The sequence below is a fragment of the Nonomuraea basaltis genome (assembly GCF_005893125.1).
Classification (GTDB): domain Bacteria; phylum Actinomycetota; class Actinomycetes; order Streptosporangiales; family Streptosporangiaceae; genus Nonomuraea; species Nonomuraea basaltis.
Map to the genome: position 1 here is coordinate 1 of NZ_VCJS01000184.1, position 25,426 is coordinate 25,426.

Here is a 25,426-nt window from a genome sequence, read left to right on the forward strand (position 1 = left end):
CCCCCAGCCGTCACCGCCGGCCGCCGAGCGGGACCAGCGCCCGCCAGCTCCCGGCGCCGAACTGGAACGGCGTCCGCCAGGTTCCGGCGGCGAGCTGGAACGGCGCTCGCCGGCGCCAGGAGCGGAGCGGCCCGGCTGAACCGGCGCCGAGCCGCCGAGCCGCCGAAGCTGCCGAGAGCCGCCGAGTCGCCGAGAGCCGCCGATCGACCGGGAGACCCCGCCGGGGTCCTCCCGGTCGGCCCGGCTCAGCCCAGCGTCTCCCACCAGCCGTCCACCGCCGGGGCGGCGGTGGTGTCGACGGCCTCGCCCGGCCGCGGTACGACGATCTTGACGTCACGGGCCTTGGCCTCGCGCCACAGCCGCTCCACCGGCTCCGCCCAAGGGTGCAGGGCCAGCGTGAACGTCGCCCAGTGCACCGGCAGCAGCAGCTCACCCCCGAGGTCGAGGTGGGCGTTGACGGCCTCCTCCGGGTCCATGTGGATGTCCGGCCAGGCGGGGCTGTAGGCGCCGATCGGCATCAGCGTCAGGTCGAACGGCCCGTGCGCCGACCCGATGCCCCGGTAACCCTCGAAGTAACCGGAGTCGCCCGCGTAGAACACCCGCTTGCTGGCCCCCGCCACCACCCAGGACCCCCACAGCGTGTCGTTGCGGGTGAACGTCCGCCCCGAGAAGTGCCGGGCCGCCGTGGCGACGAAGCGCAGCCCCGCCACCTCGGCCTCCTCGTCCCAGTCGAGCTCGATGATCCGGTACGCGGGCACGCCCCACCGCTCCAGGTGCGCCCCGATGCCCAGCGGCACCAGGAACGGCGCCTTCTGCGTCCCGGTCAGCGTACGGACGGTGGCCATGTCGAGGTGGTCGTAGTGGTCGTGCGAGATCGCGATCGCGTCGATCTCCGGCAGCTCGCCGATCGCCACCGGCACCGGGTGGTGCCTCTTGGGGCCGACGAGCTGCGAGGGGGAGACCCGCTTGCTCCACACCGGGTCGAACAGCACCCGCTTGCCCTCGATCTCCACCAGCGTGGAGGCGTGGCCGTACCAGACGGCGCGCAGGCCGTCGGCGGGCGGCGGGCTGGACGGCGGGACGCGCAGCGGCACGGCCCCCCCGGGACGGCGCTGCTCCTTGTTCTTGGCCAGCTCGCCGAGCAGGCTCGGAGGCGGCGCTGTCATCAGCGTCGTCGGCTCGGGCATCGGATTGAAGAACGCGCCCTCCCTGAACTGCGACGAGCGCCGCATCCTGGACACCCGGTCCGGGCCCGAGCCCAGAGGCCGCACGCCCAGCTCGGCCGGCACCTCGCGCAGTGCCCAGCCGGCCGCGGCGAGGGCCACGCCGCCCGCGAGGATCCGCCGTGCCGTCCGCTTTCCTGCCATCGCCCACACTCCCCTGGAAGTCCGTTATCCCGCTCAACTCCGCGGGATTCCCCGGTGTTCCCAAACTCTAAGATATATCGCGATAGTTCAGACCGTCTTGATCGCCCCGCCGTCGATGACGTAGTCGGCCCCGCTGATGCTTCCGGCATGCGGCGATGCCAGCCACGTCACCAGAGCGGCGACCTCTTCCGGTTCGACGAACCTACCGGTCGTCATGCCTGCGTTGGCGGGAAGCCCCGCCAGGAACCGCTCGTGTTCCACGCCGTGCGCGGCCGCCACCGCGGCGCCGTACCCGTCCGGGTCCTCCCACATGGAGGTGCGGGAGGGGCCGGGCGAGATCGTGTTGACCCGCACGCCCTGGGGGCCGAACTCCTCCGACAGCGCCTTGCCGAACGCGGTCAGCGCCGCCTTGGCCGTCGTGTACGTGATCGGGCCGGTGTGCGGCATCCGGGCCCCCGTGGACGAGACGTTGATCACCGTGCCGTGCCGCCGGAGCAGGCTCGGCAGGGCGGTCCTGGTGGCGCGTACGGCGCTGAGGAAGTTCAGGTCGTAGGCCTGGCGCCACTGGTCGTCGGCGAAGCCGAGGAATCCGTCGAGCTGCCCCTCGCCCCCGTCGCCGCCGCCCACGTTGTTGACCAGCAGGTCGATCTCGCCCAGCTCGGCCAGCGCCCGGTCGATCAGCTCGGCGGGGCCGCCCGCGGTGGACAGGTCGGCCGCCACCGCGATGGCGCCGGTCTCCTTCAGCGCGGGCGAGACCGTCCGCGCCGCGGCCACGACCCGCATCCCCTCGCCGGTCAGCGACCGGACGATGGCCAGGCCCAGACCCCTGCTGGCGCCGGTGACGACGGCGGTCTTGCCGGTGAGCCGCATGTCCATGGGTTCTCCTCAGACGAGTTGCGTCAGTTGTGATGCTTCGACTTTAGAACTTGCAACACGTATGACGCAAGTTGATGGAGAACGGCGACGTTGTCGTACCCTGTTGGGCATGGGTGAGACGACGCGGGTGATGCGGTCCGATGCCGCACGGACGGTCCGGACGATCCTGGAGGCCGCCGAGCGCGTCCTCGGCAGGAACCCGGCGGCCAGCATGGAGCAGATCGCCGAGGCCGCGGGGGTGGCACGCACGACGGTGCACCGGCGGTTCGTCTCCCGGGAGGCGCTGGTGGACGCCATGACGGCGTGGGCCACCCGCCAGTTCGCCGAGGCCGTCGAGTCCGCCCATCCCGAGACCGCGCCGCCGCTGGTGGCGCTCTACCAGGTCACGGCCAGCGTGCTGCGGGTCAAGAGCGACTGGGGATTCGCCATGAGCCGCACCCTGTCGAGCGACCCCGAGGTGGCCCGGGTGCACGCCGACGTGGAGGAGCGCTGCGCCCGGCTCTTCAGTAAGGCGCAGGCGGCCGGGGTGCTGCGGGCCGACGTGGATCCCGACTGGGCCAGGCGGGTCTACTACGCGCTGATCCACGAGGCGGCCCAGAGCCGCGACGCCGACCCCGACGCCCTGGCGGCGCGCGTGGTGGACACGCTGCTGCGCGGCGTCGGCACCGGCCAGGGCCTCTGATGGCGCGGTGCCGGCCGGTCGCGTTCCGCGCGCAGGCCGCCGAGCACACCGTCGCGCAGCCGCGCCCGCGCCCGGCCGCCCGCCCCGCCAGCGCCTGGTGCACCCGCAGGTCGTCGACGCGGTGCAGCCGCGCGGATCCCGGAGCCCTTCTCGCTCACCCGATGGCGGGCGCGTAGGGCGTGATGTCGAGGGGCGGCTCCTCGCCGAGCGCGAGCGCCGCGGCGATCCTGCCGGTGAAGGGGCCCGCCGTCAGGCCGTACGCGCTCAGGCCCGTCGCCACCACCACGCGGGCGGTGACCGGGCCGATGAGCGCCGAGCCGGGCGCGTACACCGGGCGCAGGCCCACCCGCGTCTCCGTCACCGTCGCCCCGAACAGCCCGGGTGCCACCCGCAGGCCCGCCTCGATCACCTCGTTCAGGCCGCCCATCGTGACGCGGGGCGAGAACCCCACGTCCTCCACGGTCGCGCCGATCACGACGCGCGACTCGGGGAAGCCCAGCAGGTAGGGGCCGCTCCTGGGCAGCACCATCGGCCACCACGCGGTGTCGACACCCTCCAGGGTGGCGTGCAGGATCTGCCCCCGCCTGGGGAACACCGGCAGCTCCACGCCCAGGGGCCGGCACACCTGGCCCGTCCACGCACCGGCGGCGACGATCACCATGTCGGCGTCCAGCCGGACGCCCTCGCCGGTGGTGGCCCGCACGAAGACCTCGCCGTCCGGGGTGAGCGTCGCGGCTCCCGTACGCACCTCCGTGCCTTGAGCGACGGCGGCGCGCAGGAGCGCGTCGCGCACCGAGGAGCCGTCCACGCGGGCCGCGCCCGGCACGAGGAGCGCGCTCAGCGTGTCGGACAGCGGCGGGAACAGCTCGGCCGGGGCCGAGACGTCGGTGACGTCACCCATCTCGGGCGCGGCGGGATGGCGACGGCGCAGCAGGGCGCGCACCGGCTCCAGGTCGGCCGGGTCCTCGGCCACCAGCAGGGCGCCGACCTTGGCGTACCCGATGTCCTCGCCCAGCTCCTCCACCAGCTTCGGGTAGTGGCGGGCGCCCTCGCGGGTGAGCCGGTACCAGTCGGGGTCCTCGGGATGGTCCACCCACGGGCACACGATGCCCGCGCCCGCCTGCGTCGCCTCTCCCTGGTAGCCGCCGTCCACCACGGTCACGGCCGCGCCCCGGCCGCTCAGGTAGTAGGCCGCGGCGGCGCCGACGATGCCGCTTCCGATCACCACAACACGCATGAGGCCAATGATCGCAGCCCGGGTGAGCTGGGCCGATGACCGGATCGCCCGCGCGCCGTCCGGCGGCCCAACAGATCCTCCACGTCCTCGGCCGGAGCCCCACGATGCGGGCCAAGTGCCCGAAACCGGCTCACCGCAGGCAGGACTACCGGCCGGCGCCCCAGCCGTGGGTCTTCATGAGGCGGGCCGCAACCCGGGCGAAGCGGTCGCTGTCGAGCACCGCGCCCTCGCGCCGGATGTCGTCCTCGTCCAGCACGAAGACCCGATCCAGCCGTACGTACGACACCCGGCCGTCACGCCCCCACGCGCCGAGCTCCAGCCAGTCGGGCCCGTCCTCGCCCTTGCTGGACAGCATCATGCCCAGCAGCCTGCGTCCGGTGCGGCCCACGACCAGCAGGGGGCGGTCCTTGCCCTGGGACGGGTCCTCTTCGTACGGCACCCAGGCCCAGACGATCTCCCCAGGGTCGGCCAGGCCGTCGAGGTCGGGGGAGTAGACCAGGGTGGCGGGCCCGTTGAGGGAGTGGATCTCGCGTACCGCACCCCGGGCCGGCCGGGGGTCCTCACCTAGATCGCGCATTGCTGGAGCCTATGGCCGGGGCCGGGTGGAAATCCACCCGGTCACGGATCTCGGGAGGCGAGCAGGCGGCGCAGGGCCGTGGGCGTGTGATCGACGTGGCGGCGAATCGTGCGGGTCAGGTGGGCCTGGTCGGCGAACCCCAGGTCGGCGGCGAGTGCGGCCAGGCTCGGCTCGCCGTTCTCCAGCCGGTCGAGCGCCCGTCCCACGCGGACCCGGTTGCGGTAGTGGGTCAGGGAGACGCCGAGCTCGCGCGTGAACGCCCTGCTGAGCTGGTAGGGCGACACCGCGAGGAACTCGGCGAGCGACAGCAGCCCGCCGGCCGCCGGGTGGTCGGCGGCGATGGCCTCACGCGCGGCGTCGGCAATGGCCGCCGTACCGGCCCGCGTGGCGGCCTCGGCAAGGGCGGCGGCGACGAGGGGCAGCAGCGACTCGGTCAGCGCGAAGCCCGCGTCGCCCTCTCGTGCGGCCGCGAGGACGCGGCGGTGGGCGAGGTCGAGGCGGGCGTCCACGTAGACCGTCGAGCGGGCCGGCCGGGTTTCTTCTCCGGCGAGCGTGCCCCACAGCTCAGGGGTGAGCGACAGCGAGGTGCACACGTCGCCGCCCGCCGGATGGGCGAAACGCTCCTCCTCGCCCGGCACGCCGAGGTAGGCCATCGTCGGGTCGGCGACGGCGGGCCGGCCGTCCGCCATCCGCCGGAACGTGCCACGGCGCACCAGCACCATCCGATAGCGGGAGCCCACCTCCGTGGGCGACCAGTCACGGTGGTCGTCGACGCAGGTCACGGCATCGAGGGTGAATCCGGGCCCGGTGGAGAGAAGCACGGAGGAGCGCACGCCCCCGAACGTTACGCCGGGGGTACGACAAATCCTTTCGCACGCACGAGGCGCCGGCCCGGCGAGTGCCGGATGCGCAAGGATGTTCAAGACCGGGCGGCCCCGCCACCGGCAGGCTGGCCGCATGACGACCACAACGCTTTCCTCCATAGTCATCGACTGCGCCGACCCCGCAGCCCTGGCGGCCTTCTACGCCCAGGCGACCGGATGGCAGGTCACCGGCGGCGACCCCGACTTCGTCGGACTCGAGGGCGGCCCCGTCTCGCTCGCCTTCCAGCGGATCGACGGCTACCAGGGCCCGGGCTGGCCGAACGACGGCAAGCACCTGCACCTCGAGTTCAAGGTCCCCGACGTGGACACCGCCAAGAAGGAGCTGACCGCGCTGGGCGCCACCGTCCCCGGCCTCCAGCCGGGGGGCGCCGACTGGACCGTCCTCATCGACCCGGAAGGCCACCCCTTCTGTGTCATGCCCGGCTAGAGTCCCGAGAAGAACGACCGGATGTCGTCCGCCAGCAACGAAGGAGCCTGGAGCGCGGCATAGTGGCCGCCGACGGAGAACTCCGACCAGTGCACCACGTTGTGCACCTGCTCGGTGTAACGCCGCGCGGTGGTGTCGCCGGGGAAGACCGCGATGCCGGTCGGCGTCTTGCCGGGCTCGCTGGGCGGCGTCCAGTCGGAGGCGCTCTCCCGATAAAGGCGGCCGGACGAGCCCGCCGTGCCGGTGAACCAGTAGATCGCCACGTTGGTCAGGATGTCGTCGGGGGAGAGCCCGCCGACGTCCTGGCCCCAGGAGGCGAACGCGTCCAGGTTCCAGGCGAGCTGCCCGGCCGGCGAGTCGACCAGACCGTAGGCGAGGGTCTGCGGTCTGGTGCCCTGGATGACGGCGTACCCGGAGACCTGCTGCCACTCCTCCACCCCGCCGGCCCGCGCCTTCTCCTCCTCGGTCAGCCCGGACATGTAGTCCGCGAACGAGCTGGGCCACCCGTGTGTCATCAGCAGCGGCAGCGCGTCCGGCCGCCTCGGCTACCCGGTCCACTCCACGACCGGCGTCTCCGGCGACTACCGCCTGGGAGCGGGCGCCGAGCTGCCGCCGCTGCTGCTCGACGACGATGAGGCCGTGGCAGTCGCGGTGGGCCTGCGTACCGCCGCTAACGGCGCCGTGACGTGCTGACCCACGAGATGTGGCCGTACGAGGGCCGCTTCCTCCTGCACGCCCCCGCCGACCAGGTCGCCGGCCGGATCCCGGGCACGGTCGAGCCCGTGGGCGAGCACTCCTGCCTGCTCGTCCTCCGCGGCGACGAGAAGGAGCGGGTGCGCGCGCTCGGCCGGCGCCTCCTCTCCTCTAGAATCTGATTCTGTGTCGTCAAGATCAGCCTTCTTCACGCAGAAGCGCGGCGAGCTGGTGCCCGCGCCGCACGCCCGCGGCCCGTGGTCCCCTGACATGCTCCACGGCCGCCTGCTCGGCGGGCTGGCCGCCCGCGCCATCGAGGAGCGGTACGCCCAGCCGGGCCTGCATTTCGCCCGGCTGACCGTCGACCTGTTCCGCAACAGTCCGATGGTGCCCGTCACGGTGGAGACCGCCCTGGTCAGGGATGGCCGCCGGATCCGGGTCGCGGACGTGACGATCTCTACCGACCAGGGCGTCATCGGACGGGCCGGCGCCGTGCTGCTGCGGCAGGGCGAGCAGCCTGGCGGCGAGCAGACGATCGTCACGCCCGCGTGGGACGAGCCGCCGCCGGACGGGCCCCCGGCCGAGGGGCAGGGGTGGACGCCGCCGTTCGACCTGTGGCGCCGGACCGGCTGGGACGAGCCCGGGCCGGCGCGGGTGTGGCTGCGGGAGACGTATCCGCTGGTGGACGAGGAGCCGGTGACGCCGTTCGTCCGCGCTGCGCTGGCGGCCGACTTCGCCAGCCCGCTCAGCAACATGAGCGTGGAAGGGCGGCTGGGGTTTATCAACGCCGACTACACGCTGACGCTCGCCCGGCTCCCCGAGGGGGAGCTCGTCGGCGTCGAGGCCGGCGGGCACCTCAGCGCCGGCGGCGTCGCGACAGGGCAGTGCACCCTGCACGACGCCGCCGGGCCGATCGGCTTCTGCGTGGTGACGGCGCTGGCCAACCAGGTCGGCATCGGCCGCCGCTGACCCCCGCTACCGCCCGGCCCGGCCTCCGGGCCCGGACTGCGCCGCGTGCAGACTGTCCAGGGCGAACTGCAGGATGTCCGTGTCCGTCATGGCCGCGCCCCTGGCGGCCAGGTCCCGCCGGTCGTCGGGGTCGACGGCCTGGTCGAACACGGCGTCGAGGGACTCGACGCGATGCGCGTCCGGCCCGTAGACGGCCCCGGCCCCGGCCTGATGGCGTACGGCGGACAGGAGCAGGAACGCCGGTCGCAGCTCGCCGAGCTGGGCCAGCAGGAAGATGACGCCGCGGATGCTGGTCCACTGCTGGAGCCAGTTGCCGGCGCGATGCCAGTGCTCGACGACGTCCCGGTAGAGGGGCACCGCGCGCAGCGGGTCGCCGTACCTCAGATAGACCGAGGCGAGTGAGCTCAGCGTGGCGCCGGTGAGCAGGCGGTCGTGGTTGGCGGACGCCATCGCATGGGCCTGCTCCAGCAGCGCGCCGGCGCGTTCCGGCTGCTTGTCCAGCAGCGATTCGCCCAGGGCGTACGTGCCCCAGCCGAGCAGCATCGGCGACCGGACCCCGGGCAGGAAGTCCTCCGCCTGCGCCGCGGCCAGGGCGCTGTCGCCACCGTAGGCGAGTATGAGGATCCCCATGACGTGCGCGTATCCCGCGCGAAGCGTGTCGCCGGCGGCGAGCGACCAGCGCCTGGCATCGCGGTTGAGCCGATCGGCGCCGTCGAGGTCCCCGGTGAAGAGCGCGAGCTCCGCCAGAACGGTCAGGACGTACCGGCGTCGCGGATCGTCGGCCTCCAGCAGCGAGAGCGCGTGATCGGCGAGGGCACGCGCGGAGTCGTAGTCGGTGCGGAAGGCGGCGCAGCGGGTGGCGACGCTCAGCGTGAGGGCCACCAGCGGCTGGTCCTGGAGATCTCCGGCCTCGTACCAGCGGGCCACCGCCGCCTCCGCCCAGTCCGCGAGCTCCACGTGCATCTGGACCTCGGTCCAGTCGGCCAGCGCGGCCATGAGCTGGAGGTCGAGGGTCAGGTCGTGGTCGAGGGCCCAGGTGTGGGCGGCGCGGAGTTCGTCGACGCGCTGGGCGACGGCCGCCACCCATCCGCCGCACTCGGGCGTGTGCATGATGTGGGAGCTCTGCCCGAGCAGGTCGCGCAGGTGCCGGGCATGGGCGCGGTAGGTCTCGTGGCGGTCGGCGCGTTCGGCCAGCCGGTCGCGCCCGAATGAGCGCAGGGTCTCCAGCAGCGTGTACGTGGTGCTCTGCCCGGTGTCGTCGGCCGTGGCGACCACCATGGACTTGTCCACCAGGCCGCCGAGGCGCTCGACCGTTTCCGGGATGTCGCAGACGGCGCCGGCGTCGTCGGCGGTGAATCCGGCGGCGAACACGGACAACTGCTCGAACAGCCGCCGGTCGCCGGCGTCCAGGAGCTGGTACGACCAGTCGACGACGGACTGCAGGGTCTGGTGGCGTTCGGCGGCCAGCCGGTAGGGGTTGCGCATGAAGCGGGACCGGCCGGGTAGCCCGGCGACGATCTCGGCGGGCGTCATGAACCGCAGCCGCCCGGCGGCCAGCTCGATGGCCAGCGGAATGCCGTCCAGACAGCGGCACAGCTCCTCCACCGCGTCCAGAGCGGCGCCTGCGGGCTCGAAGAAGGGGGCGAGCGCGGCGGCGCGCTCGATGAACAGCCGCGCCGCGTCGGAGGGCCCGTCGGCCGGGGCGATCGCGTGACGCGGCGGAACGGCCAGGGGCGGGACCGGGTGGATCCGCTCGCTCTCGATGCCCAGCGGCACCCGGGAGGTGGCCAGCACCTTCACCTCGGGGCATGCGTCGACGACGGCCTGCACCAGGGCGGCGGCGTCCTCGATCACGTGCTCGCAGTTGTCGAACACGAGCAGCAGCCGCTCGGAGCGTAAATAGTCCACCAGCCGCTCCTGGGGCGGGGCGGCGCCGACGAGCTGGACGGCCAGTGCGGTCAGGACCGCGCCGGCCACCGACGCCGAGCGCGGCAGCGCGGCCAGCTCCACCAGCCACACGCCGTCGGGGAACAGGCTCTCGCCGGTCGTGCCGTGGGCGACGGCCAGGGCCAGGCGGGTCTTGCCGACCCCGCCGGGCCCGGTGAGGGTCAGCACCCTGCCGGTCGCCAGCCTGCCCGCGACCTGCGCCAGGTGCTGTTCGCGCCCCACCAAGGAGGTCCGCACGGCGGGCAGGTTGCCCGGCGGCCGGGCCTCGCGCCGGGGAGCCGTCACCGGCGCCTCCGCCGTGGGCGGTGACAGGGCGGGGTCATGACGCAGGATGCGGGTCTCCAGCTCCCGCAACGCCGCCTGCGGCTCCAGCCCCAGCTGATCGCTGATCAGCTCCCGGTAGCGCCGGTACACCGCGAGCGCGTCGGCCTGACGGCCGGTGCGATACAGCGCCAGCATCAGCTGGGCCTGCGGCCGCTCGCGCAAGGGCTCCTCCGCGACGACCCGCTCCAGCATCGCCACCGCCTCGGCCGGCCGCCCGAGCAGCAACGCCGCCTCGGCCCGGTCCTCGCGCGCGGCGAGGAGGAGCTCGTTGAGCCGCGCCACCTCCGCCATCGCGAAGGCCTCGTCGGCGAACTCGGCGTACGCGGCACCCCGCCAGAGCCCCAGGCCCTCGTCCAGGAGCCGCGCGGCCCGCATCGGGTCACGCGCCAGCAGCGCGCGTCCCCGCTCGGCCAGCCCCTGGAACCGCGTCACGTCGAACGCGTCCCGCTCGATGCGCAGCAGGTAACCCGGATGGCTGGTCAGCAGCGCGTCATCGAGCCCCGCCGAGCGCAGCTGCGCCCGCAACCGGGACATCACCGTCTGCAGCGCCGCCTCCACGTGCGCAGGCCGCGCGTCATCGGCCCACACCACCTCGGCCAGCGCGTCTGTGCTCACCACCGCGCCCGCGCGCATCAGCAACGCGGCGAACGCACGACGCGGATTGCCCGAGCGGAACGGCAGCGCGCCGTCTCGCGCCCGATCCGGCCGTACCAGCTCCAGCGGGCCGAGCGCCCTGACCCGGATGGCGGCCTCCCGCGAGGGGTCGGCTGGCTCATCGAGAACAGGCATTCGCGAACTCCAGCGCCGGATCGGTTTTGCCGCATTGTCACACACGGGGGGCGGTCATTTCGCGCTGTGGCGGGGCCAGGGGGCACTATTCGGCGCTGGATCAATGAACCGCTGCGGCCTTATGCGCGTACGGACAGGCATACCGCTCACACAATCCAAGGCAGGAACCATGACGAGGTCCGGCCCCATCCTCACGCTCTTGACGGGCATGGTGACCACGGCTGCCCTGGCAGCGCTCAGTATCGCCATGCCCCCCGCGCTACAGCCCGCCGCCGACGACACGACCACGGCCTCCGCAGGTGAGGACGCCACCGTGAACCGGCAAGGCCCCGCCGCCGAGGCACCGGCCACCGAGCCGACGGACACGCCGGCCACCGAGGCTCCCGCCACCGAGGCGCCCGCCACCGAGCCGACGGACACGCCGGCCACCGAGGCTCCCGCCACCGAGGCGCCGGCCGCCGCCCCGACGGACACGCCCGCGGCCGAGGACGCCCGTGTCGACTACGCGGGAAGGGTTCAAGGCACGCGCGGGCTCCTGGCGATCTCCGTCCGCGGCGCCAAGGCGATCGGGTACTTCTGCGACGGCAAGACCGAAGCCTGGTTCCAGGGCACGGCCTCCGGTGGCGAGCTGTTGCTGGAGGGCTTCGGCGGCGCCACCGTGAACGCCGCGCTGGCCGGCGGCAAGGCCACCGGCGAGTTGTGGATCGGCGCGCAGCGCTGGGACTTCACTGCGCCGACGGTGCGCAAGCCGTCCGGGCTCTACAAGGCGACCGCGCTGATCCGGGGCGCGAAACTCGTGGCCGGATGGATCTACCTGCCCGATGGGAGCAGGGTCGGCGCCGCGACCCTGGACGACGAGCTGATCCCCGCCGAGATCCCCGAGCCGGGAGAGCGCACGGTGATCAACGGCGTGGAGGTCGATCCCAAGAACGTCGACGAATTCATCGGAGCCCTCTAATGGACAGCACGCAAGCCATCCGCCGGCCGACCACCCTCCTGCTGCTCCTTCCGCTCGCCTGGGGCGCCCTCGTCGCGGTCGTCCTCGGTGTCTACGGCGGCATGCACCAGCCCACCGGGTACGCCGTCAGCATCGCGGGCTTCTCCGGCCCGCTCCCGATGAAGGCCTGGCTGACCACCGGGGCGTTCGTCCTCGCCGCGGTCCAGCTCTTCTCCGCCCTGGTGATGTGGGGCCGGATCCGGCTGAACCTGCCATGGATCGCCGGCGTGCACCGCTGGTCGGGCCGGCTGGCGTTCCTGCTGACGCTGCCGGTGGCCTTCCACTGCCTGTACGCCCTGGGCGCGCAGTACGACACGCCCCGAGTGATGATCCACTCCATCGCTGGCTGCTTCTTCTACGGGATCTTCACCACCAAGATGCTGGCGCTGCCCCGGCGGGGGATTCCCTCCTGGACCTTCCCCGTCGCCGGCGGGCTGGCCTTCACCGCGCTGGTCGCCCTCTGGCTGACCTCGTCGCTGTGGTTCTTCACGACGATCGGCGTGAAGTTCTGAGCACCTGGCGAGGCCGCGACAGGCACCTGTGAGCGGCTCGGCAGCGTGGTGAAAGGGCACGGCAGGAGGCTGATCCCGATCAGATTTCCTGTGGAGCCGAGGTGCCATGTTAGCCGGTCCGTGCAGTACAGAGCCGCTCGAAGAGCGCTTCCGTCGTTGTGAGCAGGGGGCGTTCACCGAGATATTCGATCGCCACTCGGGTGCGATGTTCGCCACCGCGCTGGCCATGCTCGGCAACCGGGAGCTCGCGGCCGACACCGTGCAGGAGACGTTCATCAAGGTATGGCAGGCGGCCGCGACGTTCGACGTGACGCGTGAGCTCCAGCCGTGGCTGTTCACGATCACCCGGCGCACGGCCGTCGACGTCTTCCGCAGGTCCCGGCGGGCCGCCGACCTGGTGGACCTCGATCTCGTCGCGGACACGATGCCCGCCTCCGGCCCGCCGACCATGGAACGCGCCTGGCTGACGTGGCAGGTCAAGCAGGCCATGAGGCTGTTGCCCGCGTTCGAGCGCGAGGTGCTGCACCTGGCGTACTACGAGGAGCTGACCCAGTCCGAGATCGGCCGCGAACTGGGCATCCCGGTCGGGACGGTCAAGAGCCGTACGTACCGTGCGCAACGGAACCTCGCCGGGCTCCTGAGACACGTCGTGGACTCTCCGGCGGAGAAAGCGGCCCGGTGAACGGGTCAGGGCCGGAGCGGGGAACCCGTCCGGCCCTGAGGTATCGCGGCGCGTTCTACCTGCGCGCCTCGATGACGAGGTTGAACTCGGTGGCGAGCGCCACCCGCACCGTGCCGAACCCGGCCTCGGTGAGAACGGCCCGCAGTTCCACGGCGCCCGCCTGCGCGCCCAGCCCATGAGCAGGGGCCTGCGAGAGAGAATGGGGCACGCACAGCAGGGTCGAGGAGGCGTAGTAGCTCATCGAGACCGGGTTGCCGATCCGGTCCTCCAGCCGGTCGGCCGCGGCCGGCTCGACCACGAGCACGGCGCCGTTCCCGGCCAGCCCGGCCAGGGCCTGGCGGGCGGCGCCCACCGGGTCTCCCATGTCGTGCAGTGCGTCGAAGAAGCAGATCAGGTCCCACGGGCCGGCCGCCTCGTCGGCGGCGTCGCCGGTGTGGAAGCTCACCCGGTCCTCGACCCCTGCCTTGGCCGCGGCCTGCCGGGCGGCCTCGATCGACGGCGCATGGTAGTCGACGCCCTCGAAGCGCGAAGCGGGGAACGCCTGCGCCATGAGGATCGCCGAGGTGCCGTGCCCGCAGCCGACGTCAAGGACGCGCGCCCCTGCCCGCAGGCGGTCGACGACGCCGTCCAGGGCGGGCAGCCACTGCTCGACGAGCGACATCTGGTAGAGCGGGCCGAAGAACCGTGAGACGCCGCTGAACAGCCGCGGGTCGTGCTCGTGCCAGCCAATGCCCTCCCCGGTGCGGAACGCCCGCTCCATGCGGTCCGCCGAGAGCCACATCGCGGCCATCGCCTCGGCCTCGCCGGCGCAGGCGGCGACCGTGCTGTCGTCGGCGAGCACGACGGCGTGCTCGGCCGGCAGCGCGAACGAGCCGCCGTCCGGGTCGTAGTCGACGTGGCCCGCGACGGCCTGCGTCGACAGCCACTCGCGCACGTACCGTTCGGCCAGGCCCGTGCGCCCGGCCAGCTCCTCGCTGGTCAGGTAACCGGACCCGGCCATGGCGCGGAAGAGGCCGAGGCGGTCGCCGAGGTGGTTGAGCAGGGTCAGGCCGGCGCCGAGCGACTCCTGAGCGATCTGCAGGTTGAAGGACTCGACCTTGCTGAGGTCCATAAGACGTGCTCTTTTCACGACGGGGGATTGCGTACGGAAGGAGCATCCGCCGCCGTCGTTTCACGTCACTGTCACCCCGCTGCCACCCGGCGCCCGGGTGAGCGGCCCGCTCCGGTCCCAGCGAGCCGCATCGCGCGCGAGGTAAGACTTGTCCCGCTTGGCCAACCGCGGTGATCAGCCGGTCGCGGGGGCGCGACGATCTGGACGTTGACGCTGAGCACCGCGATCGCCGTGAAGGCGGTCACCGCGCCTACCAGGTGGACGCGCCGGAGCGCCACCCGCCTGCTTGCGCGATCGCGAACCTCGAGAGTGATCAGTAGGCGCGCCCGCTCCCTCCCCTCCCCTCCCCTCCTTCGGGATTTTCGCTCCATCACGACAGCGATCTTGTAGCATCGCTGCGCCCAGCGCCCTTGCGCGGGGTCAAGGCGACAGTCACGGAAGACAGGGGGATTCAATGGGAAAAAGGCTGTTAACCGCACTTTTGGCCGGTTTAACTCTGGCGATCTCGACGGCCGGGGCGGCCGCGGCGGAGCCGAGCCCGCAGGCCACCACATCAGTGCCCATCAACTGGGCGGCCTGCGGTGACTACGGCGGCGAGTGCGCCGCCATCAAGGTCCCAGTCGACTACGCCGACCCCAGCGGCCCCGCCATCGACCTGGCGATCGGCCGGCTCAAGGCCCTCGACCCGGCCAAGCGCATCGGCGTGCTGGTCGTGCACCCGGGCGGCCCGGGCAGTTCGGGCATCAATCCGTTCATCCTGGGCAACGCCATCCCCGCCGCGAGCCTGCTGCGCCAGCGCTTCGACCTGGTGAGCCTCGACCCGCGCGGCGTCGGCCGCAGCAGCCCGGTCAAGTGCAGCTTGGACGTGGTGAACCAGGCCCCGGTCACCTACCCGGCCAACGAGGCCGAGTACCAAGCCTGGCTGGCCTACAACGCCAAGCTCTCGCGGGACTGCCGCGAGCACACCGGCCCGATCTTCGACCACGTGGACACCACCAGCGCCACCCGCGACGTGGACTCCATCCGGGCCGCCCTCGGCGAGAAGAAGATCAGCTTCTTCGCGATCTCGTACGGGACCCAGGTCGGCCAGCAGTACGCCGAGCTGTTCCCCGGCAACCTGCGGGCCATGGCGATCGACTCCAACATGGACCACAGCATCACCTCGGCCTTCCGCTACCTGCAGACCACGACCGAGGACTTCGAGGGCTCGTTCCGCGCGTTCGCCCGCTGGTGCGGCCAGACGCCGGCCTGCCCGCTGTACGGCGAGAACGTCACGGCGCTATGGGACGACCTGCACCGCCAGGCCGTCGAGGGCACGCTCAAGGACCCGGCCACCGGGCAGCCCGTCACGGCCGAGGAGCTGCGGGTGGAGCTGTTCGGGGCGATGTACGCGCCCCAGCAGCGGTGGTTCCCCGTCGCCTCCTCCCTCAAGTCCCTCGCCGACGGCCGGCCGTCCAAGGCCCGCACGACGGCGGCCCCGAAGGCGGAGACGGTCAACTACGCCTACCCGGCCATCTGGTGCTCCGACTGGACGTGGCAGGTCACCGGCTTCAAGGAGCTCGACTCCTATCGCAAGCGGCTGGAGAGGACGTTTCCGCACACCAAGCTGTCGCCGTTCTGGTCTGACGTGATGAGCTGCCTCAACTGGCAGGGCAAGGTCTCCAACCCGCAGCACCGCCTGGACGTCTCCGGCACGCCGCCGACCCTGCTCCCCAAGAGCCGCTACGACGTCGGAACCCCGGCCGCGTGGAACTACGCCGTCGCCCGCCAGATCCCGAAGACCACGATCCTCGAGTACGACGGCGTGGGCCACGGCCAGTACCGCAACAGCACCTGTGCCCGCACCCACATCGAGACGTACCTGACGAGCATGGTGCTGCCGCCCGCCGGCGCCCGCTGCGCCCCTGAGTACCCGACGCAGCCCGTCACCGCCAGGGCCGCGGAGGAGCTTCCGTTGTCGGCGACCGGACGCCCGCTCCACTGATCGATCCGGCCCGATGGGCGTGCGCCTCGCAGGGCGCACGCCCATCGGCGGCGACGGCGCGTTGCCCGAGATCGTCGCTCGCCGTCAGGGGCTCACGGGCCGCCTGCGCAGGGTCGGATCGGACAGCTGCGGCGGCTGCCAGCCCGCGTCGGGCGGGTTGAGGGTGACGCCGGGCGGGACGATCTCGTCGATCCGGTCGAGCACGTCGTCCGTCAGGCGTACCTCGGCGGCGGTGAGCTGGCTCTCCAGGTGCTCCATGGTGCGCGGCCCGATGATGGCCGAGGTCACCGCCCGATGCCTGATCGTGAACGCTAGCGACAGCTCGATCAGCGTGATCCCGGCCTCCTCGGCCAGCACGGCGAGTTGCTCGACCGCGTCCAGCTTGCGCTGGTTGCCCTCCAGCGACAGATCGTAGCGCTGCGGCACCATCGCCGACCGGCGGGTCTCGGGCACCTCCCGCCCCTTGCGGTACCGGCCGGTCAGCCAGCCACCGGCGAGCGGGCTCCAGACGATGACGCCCATGCCGTACTTCTCGGCCACGGGCAGCACGTCCGCCTCGATGCCGCGGACGAGCGGCGAGTACGGCGGCTGCTCGCACACGAACCGCTCCAGCCCGCGCCGCTCCGACGCCCACTGCGCCTCGACCATCTGGTGGGCGGGGAAGGTGGAACTGCCGATGTAGCGGACCTTGCCCTGCCGTACGAGGTCGGTGAGCGCGCCGAGGGTCTCGTCGATGTCGGTGCCCGGGTCCGGCCGGTGGATCTGGTAGAGGTCGATCCAGTCGGTGCCGAGGCGGCGCAAGCTGTTCTCGACGGCTTGGAAGATCCAGCGGCGGGAGTTGCCCCGCTGGTTGGGGCCCTCACCCATCACGCCGTGGCACTTGGTGGCCAGCACCACGTCGTCCCGCTTGCCGGACTTGGCGAGCGCCTGGCCGACGAACTCCTCCGACTGGCCCTGGGAGTAGACGTCGGCGGTGTCGATGAAGTTGACGCCCGAGTCGAGCGCCCGGTCGATGATCCGGGCCGACTGCTCGGGGTCCGACTCGCCCCACCAGCCGAACATCATCGCGCCCAGGCAGAGGGGGCTGACCTTGAGACCGGTACGTCCGAGTACGCGATATGCAGTCACATCATCACTCTGTCGCAACGAAATCGATGATGGGCGTCTCGCCGGAGACGAGTTCCAGGGTCTGGTGGGCCGTGCCCGGGTTCTCGAGGAGCGCCATGATCACGGCGGCCACGTCGTCGCGCGGCACCGACCCAGGCGGCACGTCGGGAGCCAGTCGCACCAGGCCGGTTCCCGGCTCGTCGGTGAGGCGGCCCGGTCGCAGGATCGTCCAGGCCAGGCCGTCGCGGCGGCGCAGGTCCTCCTCGGCCTCGGTCTTGGCCTTGATGTACGCGGCCCACACCTCGTCCCGCCCCGGCACGGGCGGTTTGCCGGCGCCCATGGAGGAGACCTGGATGAACCGCCGCACCCCGGCCAGCTCGGCCGCGTCGGCGAGCAGCACGGAGGCCGCCCGGTCCACGGTGTCCTTGCGGGCCGCGCCGCTGCCGGGCCCGGCGCCGGCCGCGAACACCACGGCGTCGGCGCCCCGGAGGATCTCCGCGACCTCCTCCACGCTCGCCTTCTCCAGGTCGCACACCACGGCCTGCGCCCCGGTGGCCTCGACGTCGGCGACGTGCGCGGGGTTGCGTACCAGACCGACCGCGCCGGACTTCAGGCGCTCCGTCAGGCGCATTGCGATCTTCCCGTGGCCGCCCGCGATGATGATCCGCATAGCCTCATGGTGTCATGGACACATGACAGACTTCCCGCACGCCCCGACGCCGGCGTTCCTGTTCGACCTCGACGGGACCTTGATCGACAGTGTTTACCAGCATGTCATCGCGTGGAGGCAGGCGCTGTCGGGCATGGGGATCGACCTGTCGGTGTGGCGGATCCACCGCCGCATCGGGATGAGCGGCGGGTTGTTCGTCAGCGCGCTGCTGCGCGAGACCGGGCTGAAGCTGACGCGGGAGCAGATCGACGAGCTGCAGCTCACCCACGCGGAGGCGTACGAGCAGCAGGTCCACTCCGTCAAGCCGCTGCCCGGAGCGGCAGAGCTGCTGTCCGAGCTGACCTCGCGCGGCGTGCCGTGGGCGATCGCCACCAGCGGGTACGCCCGTACGGCCAGGCTCGCTCTCGGCATGCTCGGTCTGCCGGAGGACACGCCGATGGTCACCCGTGACCTGGTGCGGCGGGCCAAGCCGGACCCCGACCTGTTCCTGGCCGGAGCGGCACTGGTCCAGGTGGACCCGAGGCATGCCATGGTGGTGGGCGACAGCGTCTGGGACCTGCTCGCCGCCCGCCGGGCCGGCGCGCTCGGCATCGGGCTGCTGTCCGGAGGGTATGGCAGGGACGAGCTGGAGCGCTCCGGGGCCTTCAGGGTGTACGCCGATCCGGCTGACATGCTGGCCAGGCTCGACGAACTAGGCGTGCGGCTCGACGACTAATTCCGGAATATCCTGCCGAACCACCGGGCTGGATCAGGCGTATCCCCCAAAGAGGAGCTTTTAATGGACTTGGCAGACATCGGCGTCACGGGCCTGGCCACTATGGGGCGCAACCTGGCACGCAACCTGGCCAGGCACGGGTACGCCGTGGCCGTGCACAACCGCTCGCACACCCGTACCCAGCAGCTGGTCAAGGAGTTCGGCGGGGAGGGCACGTTCGTGCCGTCCGAGGAGCTCGCCGGCTTCGTGGCCTCGCTGAAGCGGCCGCGGCGGGCGATCATCATGGTGAAGGCGGGCGCGGGCACCGACGCGGTGATCGACCAGCTCGCCGACCTGATGGAGCCGGGCGACATGATCGTCGACGGCGGCAACGCTCACTTCGACGACACCAGGCGGCGCGAGGCGGCACTGCGCGAGCGCGGCATCCACTTCGTCGGAACCGGCATCTCCGGCGGCGAGGAGGGCGCGCTCAACGGGCCGAGCATCATGCCCGGCGGCTCGAAGGAGTCGTGGGAGGCGCTCGGCCCGATCCTGCAGGACATCTCGGCCAAGGTGGACGGGGTGCCGTGCTCGGTGCACGTCGGCCCCGACGGCGCCGGGCATTTCGTGAAGATGGTGCACAACGGCATCGAATACTCGGACATGCAGCTCATCGCCGAGTCGTACGACCTGCTGCGGCAGGCCCTGGGCGCGACACCGGCCGAGCTGGCCGAGGTGTTCAGGGAGTGGAACCGGGGCGACCTGGACTCGTACCTGATCGAGATCACCGCCGAGGTGCTCGACCAGGTGGACGCCGAGACGGGCAAGCCGTTCGTGGACGTCGTGGTCGACCAGGCCGAGCAGAAGGGCACCGGCCGCTGGACCGTGCAGAGCGCGCTCGACCTGGGCGTACCGGTGACCGGCATCGCCGAGGCGACATTCGCGCGGGCGCTGTCCGGCCATCCGGAGCAGCGGGCCGCCGCCGCGTCACTGCGGGGGCCGAAGCTGTCCGGGGTCGGCGGGCGTGAGCTGATCGAGGACGTGCGGCAGGCGCTGTACGCGTCCAAGATCGTGGCGTACGCACAGGGCTTCGACCAGATGGCAGCCGCCTCGAAGGAGTACGGCTGGGACGTGGACCTGGGCGCGATGGCCACCATCTGGCGTGGCGGGTGCATCATCAGGGCCAAGTTCCTGGACCGGATCCGGGCCGCGTACGACGCGAACCCGGCGCTGCCGACGCTGCTGGCCGACCCGACCTTCGCGGCCGCGCTGGACGCCGCGCAGGAGTCGTGGCGGCGCGTGGTGACCACGGCGGTGCAGATCGGCGTGCCCACGCCGGGGTTCTCGTCTGCGCTGGCGTACTACGACGGGCTGCGGCGCGACCGGCTGCCGGCCGCGCTGGTGCAGGGGCTGCGCGACTACTTCGGCGCTCACACATACCTGCGCGTCGACAAGGAGGGCGCCTTCCACACCGACTGGTCCGGCGACCGCATGGAACGCCCGGCCTAAGAGCTGTCCCGCAAGGGGGCAGTCCGGGTTATGGTCACGTCTTTCCGGCGTGGTTTCGGGCCGCTGGAGGCGGTCCGTCGCTCATCCGGGGCCGGCGTGCCATGTGTGCCGGAACTTCGCCGAGCAGCGGTCGCCCGGCCGGCTCGCCGGGCCCGTGCGGGGCGGCGGCGTGGCGGCCGGAGGACTGCTGTCTGGCCCGTTCCCGTCCCAGGAGGGGCGGGGGCGGGGCTTACCACGGTTGACTCGGACAGGGATTCTTGCATTCCTTGGGGAAAACACGACAACCACGACAACAGGACGCGGGCGCGCGGGTAGTCCACCAGCGCGGTGGCCGGATCGGTCAGCGCGACGCAGGTACTCAGCGCGGCCGAGACCAGGTCCCGATCTCCTGTCAGCCCGCATCTCGGAACGATCGCCGTGTTCATCCCGGCCCCGATCGCCGTCTGCCTCGCTGTGATCGCCTCGCGGTCCTCCGCGATCACCACACCTGGTCGAGCGCCGCAAGGGCGCGTTCCCGGCACTCCTCCAGCGTGAGCCCCGCCAGGGCCTCCCGTACAGCGGGCACGCAGACCGGGGCCATGGACAGGCTCGTCACCCCGAGCCCGACCAGCAGCGGCGCGAGCAGCGGGTCGCCGGCCGCCTCCCCGCACACGCCCACCGGCTTGCCCGCCTCCCGCCCCGCCTGCGCGCACATCGCGATCAGGTCCAGCAGGGCGGGCTGGCGCGGGTCGAGGAGGTCGGCCAGGGCGGAGTGCTGGCGGTCGGCGGCGAAGGTGTACTGGGCCAGGTCGTTGGTGCCGATGCTGAGGAAGTCCACCTCCTGCAGCAGCCGCCGGGCCCGCAGCGCCGCCGCCGGGACCTCGACCATCACGCCGACCCTGGCGATGCCCTTCGCCCGGGCGCGGCGGGCGAAGCCGGACGCCTCCGCGATAGTGGTGACCATGGGCGCCATCACCCACGCCTGCGCGCCCGTGGCCCGGGCCGCCTCGGCGATCGCGTCCAGCTGGGTGTCCAGCACGTCGGGCAGCAGCCGGTCCACCCGCAGCCCGCGTACGCCCAGCGCCGGGTTCGGCTCCTCCGGCAGTCCTAAGAAGGGCAGCGGCTTGTCGGTGCCCGCGTCCAGCGTCCGGACGACGACCGTCTCGGCCTGGCGGAACACCTCGGCGTAGGCGGTGACCTGCTCCTCGAACGAGGGCGCCTGCTTGCGGTCCAGGAACAGGAACTCCGTGCGGAACAGGCCCACGCCCTCCGCGCCCGGCCGAAGGTCGGCCGCCGAGCCGACATTGAGCAGCAGCTTCACGGGGTGGCCGTCGGCGGTCCTGCCAGGGCCCGTGCTCGCCGCCAGCCTGGCCCGCTCGGCGTGCTCGCGCTCCCTGGCCTCGGCCGCCTCCTCCTGGGTGAGGCCGACGGCGATCTCGCCGGTGGTGCCGTCCACGCCGACGACCGTGCCGTCGGGGACGTCCATGATCCCCTTGCAGGCCACGACCGCGGGCAGGCCCCTGCCGCGGGCCAGGATCGCCGTATGGCTGGTGGGGCCGCCGCGCTCGGTGACCAGGGCCAGGACGTCGGAGCCCAGGCCGGCGGTGTCGGCGGGGGAGAGGTCCTCGGCCACCAGGACGTACGGGTGACCGGGGGCGGGCAGGCCGGGCATGGGCAGGCCGAGCGCGAACGCCACCGCCCGGTGCTTGAGGTCGTCCAGGTCGGCGGCCCGCTCGGCCAGGTAGCCGCCGAGCGCGGCGAGGGCCTCCCGATGCCGGGTGAAGGCGGCGTCCAGGGCGTGCGGCGCGTCGAGGCCGTCCCTGGCCCGTCCCTCGGCCTCCTCCCGCAGCATCGGGTCGTCGGCGATCATGGCGAGCGCCTCGAGGATCTCGGCCGCCTCCCCCTGCGTCGTGGCGGCGCGCTCGTTGAGGTCGGCGGCCACCGCCCCCAGGGCCTTGACGACCGTGGCCGCCTCGGCGCCGGGGTCGGTCACCGCGTGCGGTGCGGGGAGTCGCGGCGGCCCGGCCATCCGGATCACCGGGCCCGCCGTCCGCCCCTGACTGACACCGAGCCCGGTGAGCCGCCCAGCGGCACCCGCCCAGGGGCCGCTGTCAGGACGGGTGCCGCCGCGAGGGGACACGGGACCGGGAGGGATGCCGCCGCCAGAGGATCCGGGGCCGGGAATGTCAGGCATCGAGGGCCTCTTCCGCGTCCAGGTCGCGCGAGAGCAGCGCCACCAGAGCGTCCAGCGCCTCCTCCGCCCCCGGCCCGTCCGCTTCGAGCGTCACCTCCGTGCCCTGGACGGCCCCCAGGGACAGCACCCCCAGCATGCTCTTGGCCGGCACGGACTTCTCGCCGGCCCGCACCGTCACCGGCACTCCCAGCCGCACCGCCTCCTGGACGAACAGCTTGGCCGGACGGGCGTGCAGGCCGCTGGCCGAGGCCACGGCGACCGTTCGATGTGCCATCAGAAAGCCTCCTTGGTGGCTCAGGGCTCGATCGTGACCTTGATGGCCGCACCCCGGCTGACGAGGTCGATCCCGTCGAGGACCTGGGGCAGCGGCAGCCTGTGGGTGATCAGATCGGACACCACCACGGCGCCCTCGGCCACCAGCCGCAGCGCCTCGGCGTTGTGAGCGGGGCTGGAGCCGTTCGCGCCGACGATCGTCAGCTCGCGGTAGTGCACCAGGTTGGAGTCCAGTGCGATGATCGGGTCGTCCTTGGGCAGACCGCCGAAAAAGCTGATCCGGCCCTGCCTGGCCGCCATCCGCACCGCCTGCTCCTGCGCCGCCCCCGACGCCGCCGCCGTGATCACCACGTCGGCGCCCCGGCCGCCGGTCAGCTTGAGCACCTGCTCGACGGGGTCGGCGTCGATGGCCGCGTCCGGGCGTACCAGCTCGGCGGCCATCGCCAGCCGCTCCGCGTTCACGTCCACGAGGAACACGCGGGCGGCGCCGCGCGCCCGCGCCAGGCGCACGTGCAGGCAGCCGATCGGGCCCGCGCCCATCACCACCACGTCGTCGCCCGCGCCGACGCCCGCCAGCGACTGGCCGTTCAGCACACACGCGAGCGGCTCGGCCACTGACGCCTCCGCGAAGCCGACGCCGTCGGGGATGGCGTTGACGCCGTCCACGGCCGGCACCTTCGCCGGGATGATCATGTACTCGGCGAAGCCGCCGTCGTAGTGGTAGCCCATCGACTCCTGGTTCGGGCAGACCGTCTGGCGGCCGCGCCGGCACTCGGGGCACGACCCGCACGGGATCGCGGCGATCACCTGCACCCGGGCGCCGGTGTCCACGACCTCGCCGGCGATCTCGTGGCCCATCACCCGCGGCGGCCTGATGTGGTGGTGGCCGAACTTGAAGATCTTGGCATCCGTGCCACAGGTCGAGCAGTTGCGTACCCGGATCTTCAGCTCGCCCGGCCCGGCGACGGGCTCCGGCGCGTCCTCGATCCTGATGTCGCCCGGGGCGTGGAATCTGGCGACTTTCATGTCAGCTCCTTGATCACCTGCGAGACCTCCGTGGCCTCGCGGAGCGCCTTGGCGCGGTCGGGGTCGAGCAGGATCTCGGCGAGCGCCGCCAGCAGCGGCACGTGGCCGCCCGCCCTGGCGGCGATGCCGACGCACAGGGTGACCTGCTCGCCGTCCCAGTCCACGCCGCCGGGGAAGCGCACGACGCAGATCGCGTCGCGCAGGATGTCCTCCTTGGACGCGTCCGTCCCGTGCGGGATGGCCACGCCCTCGCCGACGTACGTGGAGATCGTCCGCTCGCGTTCGAGCATCGCCTCGATGTACGGCTCCGCGACCGCCCCCACCTCGGCCAGCACCTGACCGCACCGGCGGATCGCCGCCTCCCGGTCGGGGGCGCTCTCGTGCAGCAGCACCGCCCGCGGGTCGAGCAGGTCGTCACGCATCGACGGTGCCGCCGTTCTTGATCGTGTTCACCAGCCTGGTCACCGCCGGGTCCCCGAGGAAGATCTGGAACGACACCAGCACCTTCCCCGGAGCGGCGGCCCTGGCACGGGCGGCCAGCCCGGCGTGGCACAGCACCACGTCGGCGTCGTCAGGGATGGAGTTGACCGGGGTGTGCTCCACGGTCACGCCGCTGTCCTTGAGCTGCTTGCGGAGCTGGGAGGCGAGCATCACGCTGCTGCCCATCCCGGCGTCGCAGGCCACGATGATCTTGTGGATGTCCTTGCTGTCGATGCCGGCCATGGCTCACGCCTCCTTGGTTGCGGGTTCGGTGCTGGAAACTGACTCCTGCTCCTCGGCGGCCTTCTCGCTCCTGCCGAAGCCGAGCAGGAGGGCGGCGACGGCGAACGACACGCCCGTGGCCACCAGGATCCCCAGGCTGGAGCCCAGCCAGCCGCCCTTCGGGGTGACCGCGAGGTAGGCGAAGATGCTGCCGGGCGACGGGGTGGCGACCAGGCCCGCCCCGGTGGCGATGAACGTGAACACCCCGGCCGCACCGCCCGCGATGACGGCCACGATGAGGCGCGGCTTCATGAGCACGTACGGGAAGTAGATCTCGTGGATGCCGCCGAAGAAGTGGATGATCATCGCGGCGGGCGTGCTCGGCCGCAGCTGGCGCGGCCCGAACAGCAGGTACGCCAGCAGCAGCCCCAGCCCCGGGCCGGGGTTCGACTCGAGCATGAACAGGATCGACTTGCCCTGCTCCGCCGCCTGCGCGACACCGAGCGGGCTGAGCACGCCGTGGTTGATGGCGTTGTTCAGGAACAGCACCTTGGCCGGCTCGATGAGCACGGACGCCACGGGCAGCAGGTTGTTGGTGATCAGCCACTCGACGGCGTTGCCCGCCGCGGTGGTGATCGCCTGCACGATGGGCCCGATGCCGAGGAACCCGGCCACCGCCATCGCGCCGCCCACGATCCCGGCGGAGAAGTTGTCCACCAGCATCTCGAACCCGGCCTTGGTCCGCGCCTCGGTGAACTTGTCCACATATTTCAGGATCAAGGCGGTGAGGGGGCCGATGATCATGGCGCCGAGGAACATCGGGGAATCCGTGCCCACCACGACGCCCATCACCGCCACCGCGCCGACGACCGCCCCGCGCTGCCCGTGCACCATCCGGCCGCCGGTATAGGCGATGAGGACCGGCAGCAGGGTCGAGATGATCGGGCCGACCATCTTCGCGAGGGTCTCGTTAGGCAGCCAGCCGGTCGGGATGAACAGCGCGGTGATCAGGCCCCAGGCGATGAACGCGCCGATGTTCGGCATGATCATGCCGGCGAGATGGCCGCCGATGCGCTGGATGGTGGCCTTGGCGCCGGTTCCGGTGACCGGGGGTGTGTAAGTGTCGGCCATGGGACTTGCTCCTTCGGGGGGATGAGCAGTGGATCAGCCGCTTCGCCGGGCTATGGGCTGTCTCTTATACACAACGGACGCCT

Annotated in this window: 26 protein-coding genes and 1 pseudogene; 11 read left to right on the forward strand and 16 right to left on the reverse strand. The window is 72.3% G+C overall.

The window, feature by feature from the left end:
- Nucleotides 1-245 precede the first annotated feature (245 nt).
- Both EJK15_RS51090 and EJK15_RS51095 read right to left on the reverse strand, forming a co-directional pair.
- Nucleotides 246-1,367, reverse strand: a complete 1,122-nt coding sequence (locus tag EJK15_RS51090; protein WP_138717722.1) for an MBL fold metallo-hydrolase — start codon at nucleotides 1,365-1,367, stop codon at nucleotides 246-248.
- Between the two features lie 87 nt (nucleotides 1,368-1,454).
- Nucleotides 1,455-2,243, reverse strand: coding sequence for an SDR family NAD(P)-dependent oxidoreductase (locus tag EJK15_RS51095; RefSeq protein WP_138717723.1), 789 nt, complete (start codon nucleotides 2,241-2,243; stop codon nucleotides 1,455-1,457).
- Nucleotides 2,244-2,352: 109 nt separating this feature from the next.
- Here EJK15_RS51095 and EJK15_RS51100 point away from each other — a divergent pair, with 109 nt between their 5' ends.
- A complete protein-coding gene (locus tag EJK15_RS51100; RefSeq protein WP_206061620.1) occupies nucleotides 2,353-2,925 on the forward strand; it encodes a TetR/AcrR family transcriptional regulator in 573 nt (190 codons plus the stop codon).
- Between the two features lie 154 nt (nucleotides 2,926-3,079).
- On the opposite strand, the gene EJK15_RS51105 is transcribed toward EJK15_RS51100, so the two are convergent.
- The 3 genes from EJK15_RS51105 to EJK15_RS51115 all read right to left on the reverse strand — a co-directional run bounded on the left by EJK15_RS51105 (nucleotide 3,080) and on the right by EJK15_RS51115 (nucleotide 5,572).
- The gene (locus tag EJK15_RS51105; RefSeq protein WP_138717724.1) at nucleotides 3,080-4,162 is read right to left on the reverse strand and encodes an NAD(P)/FAD-dependent oxidoreductase; all 1,083 of its coding nucleotides are present in this window, start codon (nucleotides 4,160-4,162) and stop codon (nucleotides 3,080-3,082) included.
- A 145-nt stretch (nucleotides 4,163-4,307) separates the two neighbouring features.
- Nucleotides 4,308-4,739 carry a type II toxin-antitoxin system PemK/MazF family toxin gene (locus EJK15_RS51110; protein WP_138717725.1) on the reverse strand — a complete coding sequence of 144 codons (432 nt, stop codon included), beginning with the start codon at nucleotides 4,737-4,739 and terminating at the stop codon, nucleotides 4,308-4,310.
- A gap of 41 nt (nucleotides 4,740-4,780) precedes the next feature.
- Complete coding sequence (locus EJK15_RS51115; RefSeq protein ID WP_206061621.1) at nucleotides 4,781-5,572, reverse strand: helix-turn-helix domain-containing protein; 792 nt, start codon at nucleotides 5,570-5,572, stop codon at nucleotides 4,781-4,783.
- Between the two features lie 124 nt (nucleotides 5,573-5,696).
- Between EJK15_RS51115 and EJK15_RS51120 the strand changes: the two genes are divergently transcribed.
- Entirely contained in the window at nucleotides 5,697-6,050 is a 354-nt protein-coding gene (locus EJK15_RS51120) for a VOC family protein (protein WP_138717726.1), read from the forward strand.
- On the opposite strand, the gene EJK15_RS51125 is transcribed toward EJK15_RS51120, so the two are convergent.
- Nucleotides 6,047-6,565, reverse strand: coding sequence for a hypothetical protein (locus EJK15_RS51125; protein WP_138717727.1), 519 nt, complete (start codon nucleotides 6,563-6,565; stop codon nucleotides 6,047-6,049). The genes EJK15_RS51120 and EJK15_RS51125 overlap by 4 nt on opposite strands.
- 25 nt (nucleotides 6,566-6,590) lie before the next feature.
- Between EJK15_RS51125 and EJK15_RS75410 the strand changes: the two are divergent.
- From EJK15_RS75410 to EJK15_RS51140, 3 genes and pseudogenes are all read left to right on the forward strand, one after another.
- Nucleotides 6,591-6,737: pseudogene (locus tag EJK15_RS75410) on the forward strand (DNA-binding transcriptional regulator); the annotation flags it as partial.
- Nucleotides 6,737-6,925 carry a hypothetical protein gene (locus tag EJK15_RS51135; protein WP_138717728.1) on the forward strand — a complete coding sequence of 63 codons (189 nt, stop codon included), beginning with the start codon at nucleotides 6,737-6,739 and terminating at the stop codon, nucleotides 6,923-6,925. The pseudogene EJK15_RS75410 and the gene EJK15_RS51135, both read left to right, overlap by 1 nt.
- A 4-nt stretch (nucleotides 6,926-6,929) precedes the next feature.
- Nucleotides 6,930-7,712: a thioesterase family protein gene (locus EJK15_RS51140; RefSeq protein WP_138717729.1), complete on the forward strand. Its 783-nt coding sequence runs from the start codon at nucleotides 6,930-6,932 to the stop codon at nucleotides 7,710-7,712.
- A 6-nt stretch (nucleotides 7,713-7,718) separates the two neighbouring features.
- Here EJK15_RS51140 and EJK15_RS51145 read toward each other — a convergent pair whose 3' ends face one another.
- Nucleotides 7,719-10,772 carry an AfsR/SARP family transcriptional regulator gene (locus EJK15_RS51145; protein WP_138717730.1) on the reverse strand — a complete coding sequence of 1,018 codons (3,054 nt, stop codon included), beginning with the start codon at nucleotides 10,770-10,772 and terminating at the stop codon, nucleotides 7,719-7,721.
- Nucleotides 10,773-10,941: 169 nt separating this feature from the next.
- Here EJK15_RS51145 and EJK15_RS51150 point away from each other — a divergent pair, with 169 nt between their 5' ends.
- The 3 genes from EJK15_RS51150 to EJK15_RS51160 all read left to right on the forward strand — a co-directional run bounded on the left by EJK15_RS51150 (nucleotide 10,942) and on the right by EJK15_RS51160 (nucleotide 12,963).
- On the forward strand, nucleotides 10,942-11,730 hold the full coding sequence (locus EJK15_RS51150; protein ID WP_138717731.1) for a hypothetical protein: 789 nt from the start codon (nucleotides 10,942-10,944) through the stop codon (nucleotides 11,728-11,730).
- Entirely contained in the window at nucleotides 11,730-12,281 is a 552-nt protein-coding gene (locus EJK15_RS51155; RefSeq protein WP_138717732.1) for a DUF6529 family protein, read from the forward strand. Before EJK15_RS51150 ends, EJK15_RS51155 begins: the two co-directional genes overlap by 1 nt.
- 106 nt (nucleotides 12,282-12,387) lie before the next feature.
- A complete protein-coding gene (locus EJK15_RS51160; RefSeq protein WP_138717733.1) occupies nucleotides 12,388-12,963 on the forward strand; it encodes an RNA polymerase sigma factor in 576 nt (191 codons plus the stop codon).
- A gap of 55 nt (nucleotides 12,964-13,018) precedes the next feature.
- On the opposite strand, the gene EJK15_RS51165 is transcribed toward EJK15_RS51160, so the two are convergent.
- Complete coding sequence (locus EJK15_RS51165) at nucleotides 13,019-14,074, reverse strand: class I SAM-dependent methyltransferase (RefSeq protein WP_138717734.1); 1,056 nt, start codon at nucleotides 14,072-14,074, stop codon at nucleotides 13,019-13,021.
- A gap of 481 nt (nucleotides 14,075-14,555) precedes the next feature.
- Between EJK15_RS51165 and EJK15_RS51170 the strand changes: the two genes are divergently transcribed.
- Entirely contained in the window at nucleotides 14,556-16,058 is a 1,503-nt protein-coding gene (locus EJK15_RS51170; RefSeq protein ID WP_171075015.1) for an alpha/beta fold hydrolase, read from the forward strand.
- Nucleotides 16,059-16,142: 84 nt separating this feature from the next.
- On the opposite strand, the gene EJK15_RS51175 is transcribed toward EJK15_RS51170, so the two are convergent.
- Nucleotides 16,143-17,186, reverse strand: a complete 1,044-nt coding sequence (locus tag EJK15_RS51175) for an aldo/keto reductase (protein WP_240777739.1) — start codon at nucleotides 17,184-17,186, stop codon at nucleotides 16,143-16,145.
- 4 nt (nucleotides 17,187-17,190) lie between these two features.
- Complete coding sequence (locus EJK15_RS51180) at nucleotides 17,191-17,835, reverse strand: SDR family oxidoreductase (protein WP_138717736.1); 645 nt, start codon at nucleotides 17,833-17,835, stop codon at nucleotides 17,191-17,193.
- 22 nt (nucleotides 17,836-17,857) lie between these two features.
- Between EJK15_RS51180 and EJK15_RS51185 the strand changes: the two genes are divergently transcribed.
- Complete coding sequence (locus EJK15_RS51185) at nucleotides 17,858-18,550, forward strand: HAD family hydrolase (protein WP_138717737.1); 693 nt, start codon at nucleotides 17,858-17,860, stop codon at nucleotides 18,548-18,550.
- 63 nt (nucleotides 18,551-18,613) lie between these two features.
- Nucleotides 18,614-20,038: an NADP-dependent phosphogluconate dehydrogenase gene (gene gndA / locus EJK15_RS51190; RefSeq protein ID WP_138717738.1), complete on the forward strand. Its 1,425-nt coding sequence runs from the start codon at nucleotides 18,614-18,616 to the stop codon at nucleotides 20,036-20,038.
- A gap of 478 nt (nucleotides 20,039-20,516) precedes the next feature.
- Here the strand turns inward: gndA and ptsP are convergent, their stop codons facing one another.
- Genes ptsP through mtlA form a run of 6 tightly spaced genes read right to left on the reverse strand, consistent with a single transcriptional unit; the run spans nucleotide 20,517 to nucleotide 25,343 of the window.
- The gene (ptsP, locus tag EJK15_RS51195; RefSeq protein ID WP_138717739.1) at nucleotides 20,517-22,211 is read right to left on the reverse strand and encodes a phosphoenolpyruvate--protein phosphotransferase; all 1,695 of its coding nucleotides are present in this window, start codon (nucleotides 22,209-22,211) and stop codon (nucleotides 20,517-20,519) included.
- Nucleotides 22,204-22,485: an HPr family phosphocarrier protein gene (locus EJK15_RS51200; protein ID WP_138717740.1), complete on the reverse strand. Its 282-nt coding sequence runs from the start codon at nucleotides 22,483-22,485 to the stop codon at nucleotides 22,204-22,206. Before EJK15_RS51200 ends, ptsP begins: the two co-directional genes overlap by 8 nt.
- Nucleotides 22,486-22,505: 20 nt before the next feature.
- Nucleotides 22,506-23,510, reverse strand: coding sequence for a zinc-dependent dehydrogenase (locus EJK15_RS51205; protein ID WP_138717741.1), 1,005 nt, complete (start codon nucleotides 23,508-23,510; stop codon nucleotides 22,506-22,508).
- A complete protein-coding gene (locus EJK15_RS51210; RefSeq protein WP_138717742.1) occupies nucleotides 23,507-23,932 on the reverse strand; it encodes a PTS mannitol transporter subunit IIA in 426 nt (141 codons plus the stop codon). The genes EJK15_RS51205 and EJK15_RS51210 overlap by 4 nt, the downstream gene beginning before the upstream one ends.
- The gene (locus tag EJK15_RS73480) at nucleotides 23,925-24,233 is read right to left on the reverse strand and encodes a PTS sugar transporter subunit IIBC family protein (protein WP_206061622.1); all 309 of its coding nucleotides are present in this window, start codon (nucleotides 24,231-24,233) and stop codon (nucleotides 23,925-23,927) included. The genes EJK15_RS51210 and EJK15_RS73480 overlap by 8 nt, the downstream gene beginning before the upstream one ends.
- A 3-nt stretch (nucleotides 24,234-24,236) precedes the next feature.
- Nucleotides 24,237-25,343: a mannitol-specific PTS transporter subunit IIC gene (gene mtlA / locus EJK15_RS51215; protein ID WP_206061623.1), complete on the reverse strand. Its 1,107-nt coding sequence runs from the start codon at nucleotides 25,341-25,343 to the stop codon at nucleotides 24,237-24,239.
- Nucleotides 25,344-25,426 lie beyond the last annotated feature (83 nt).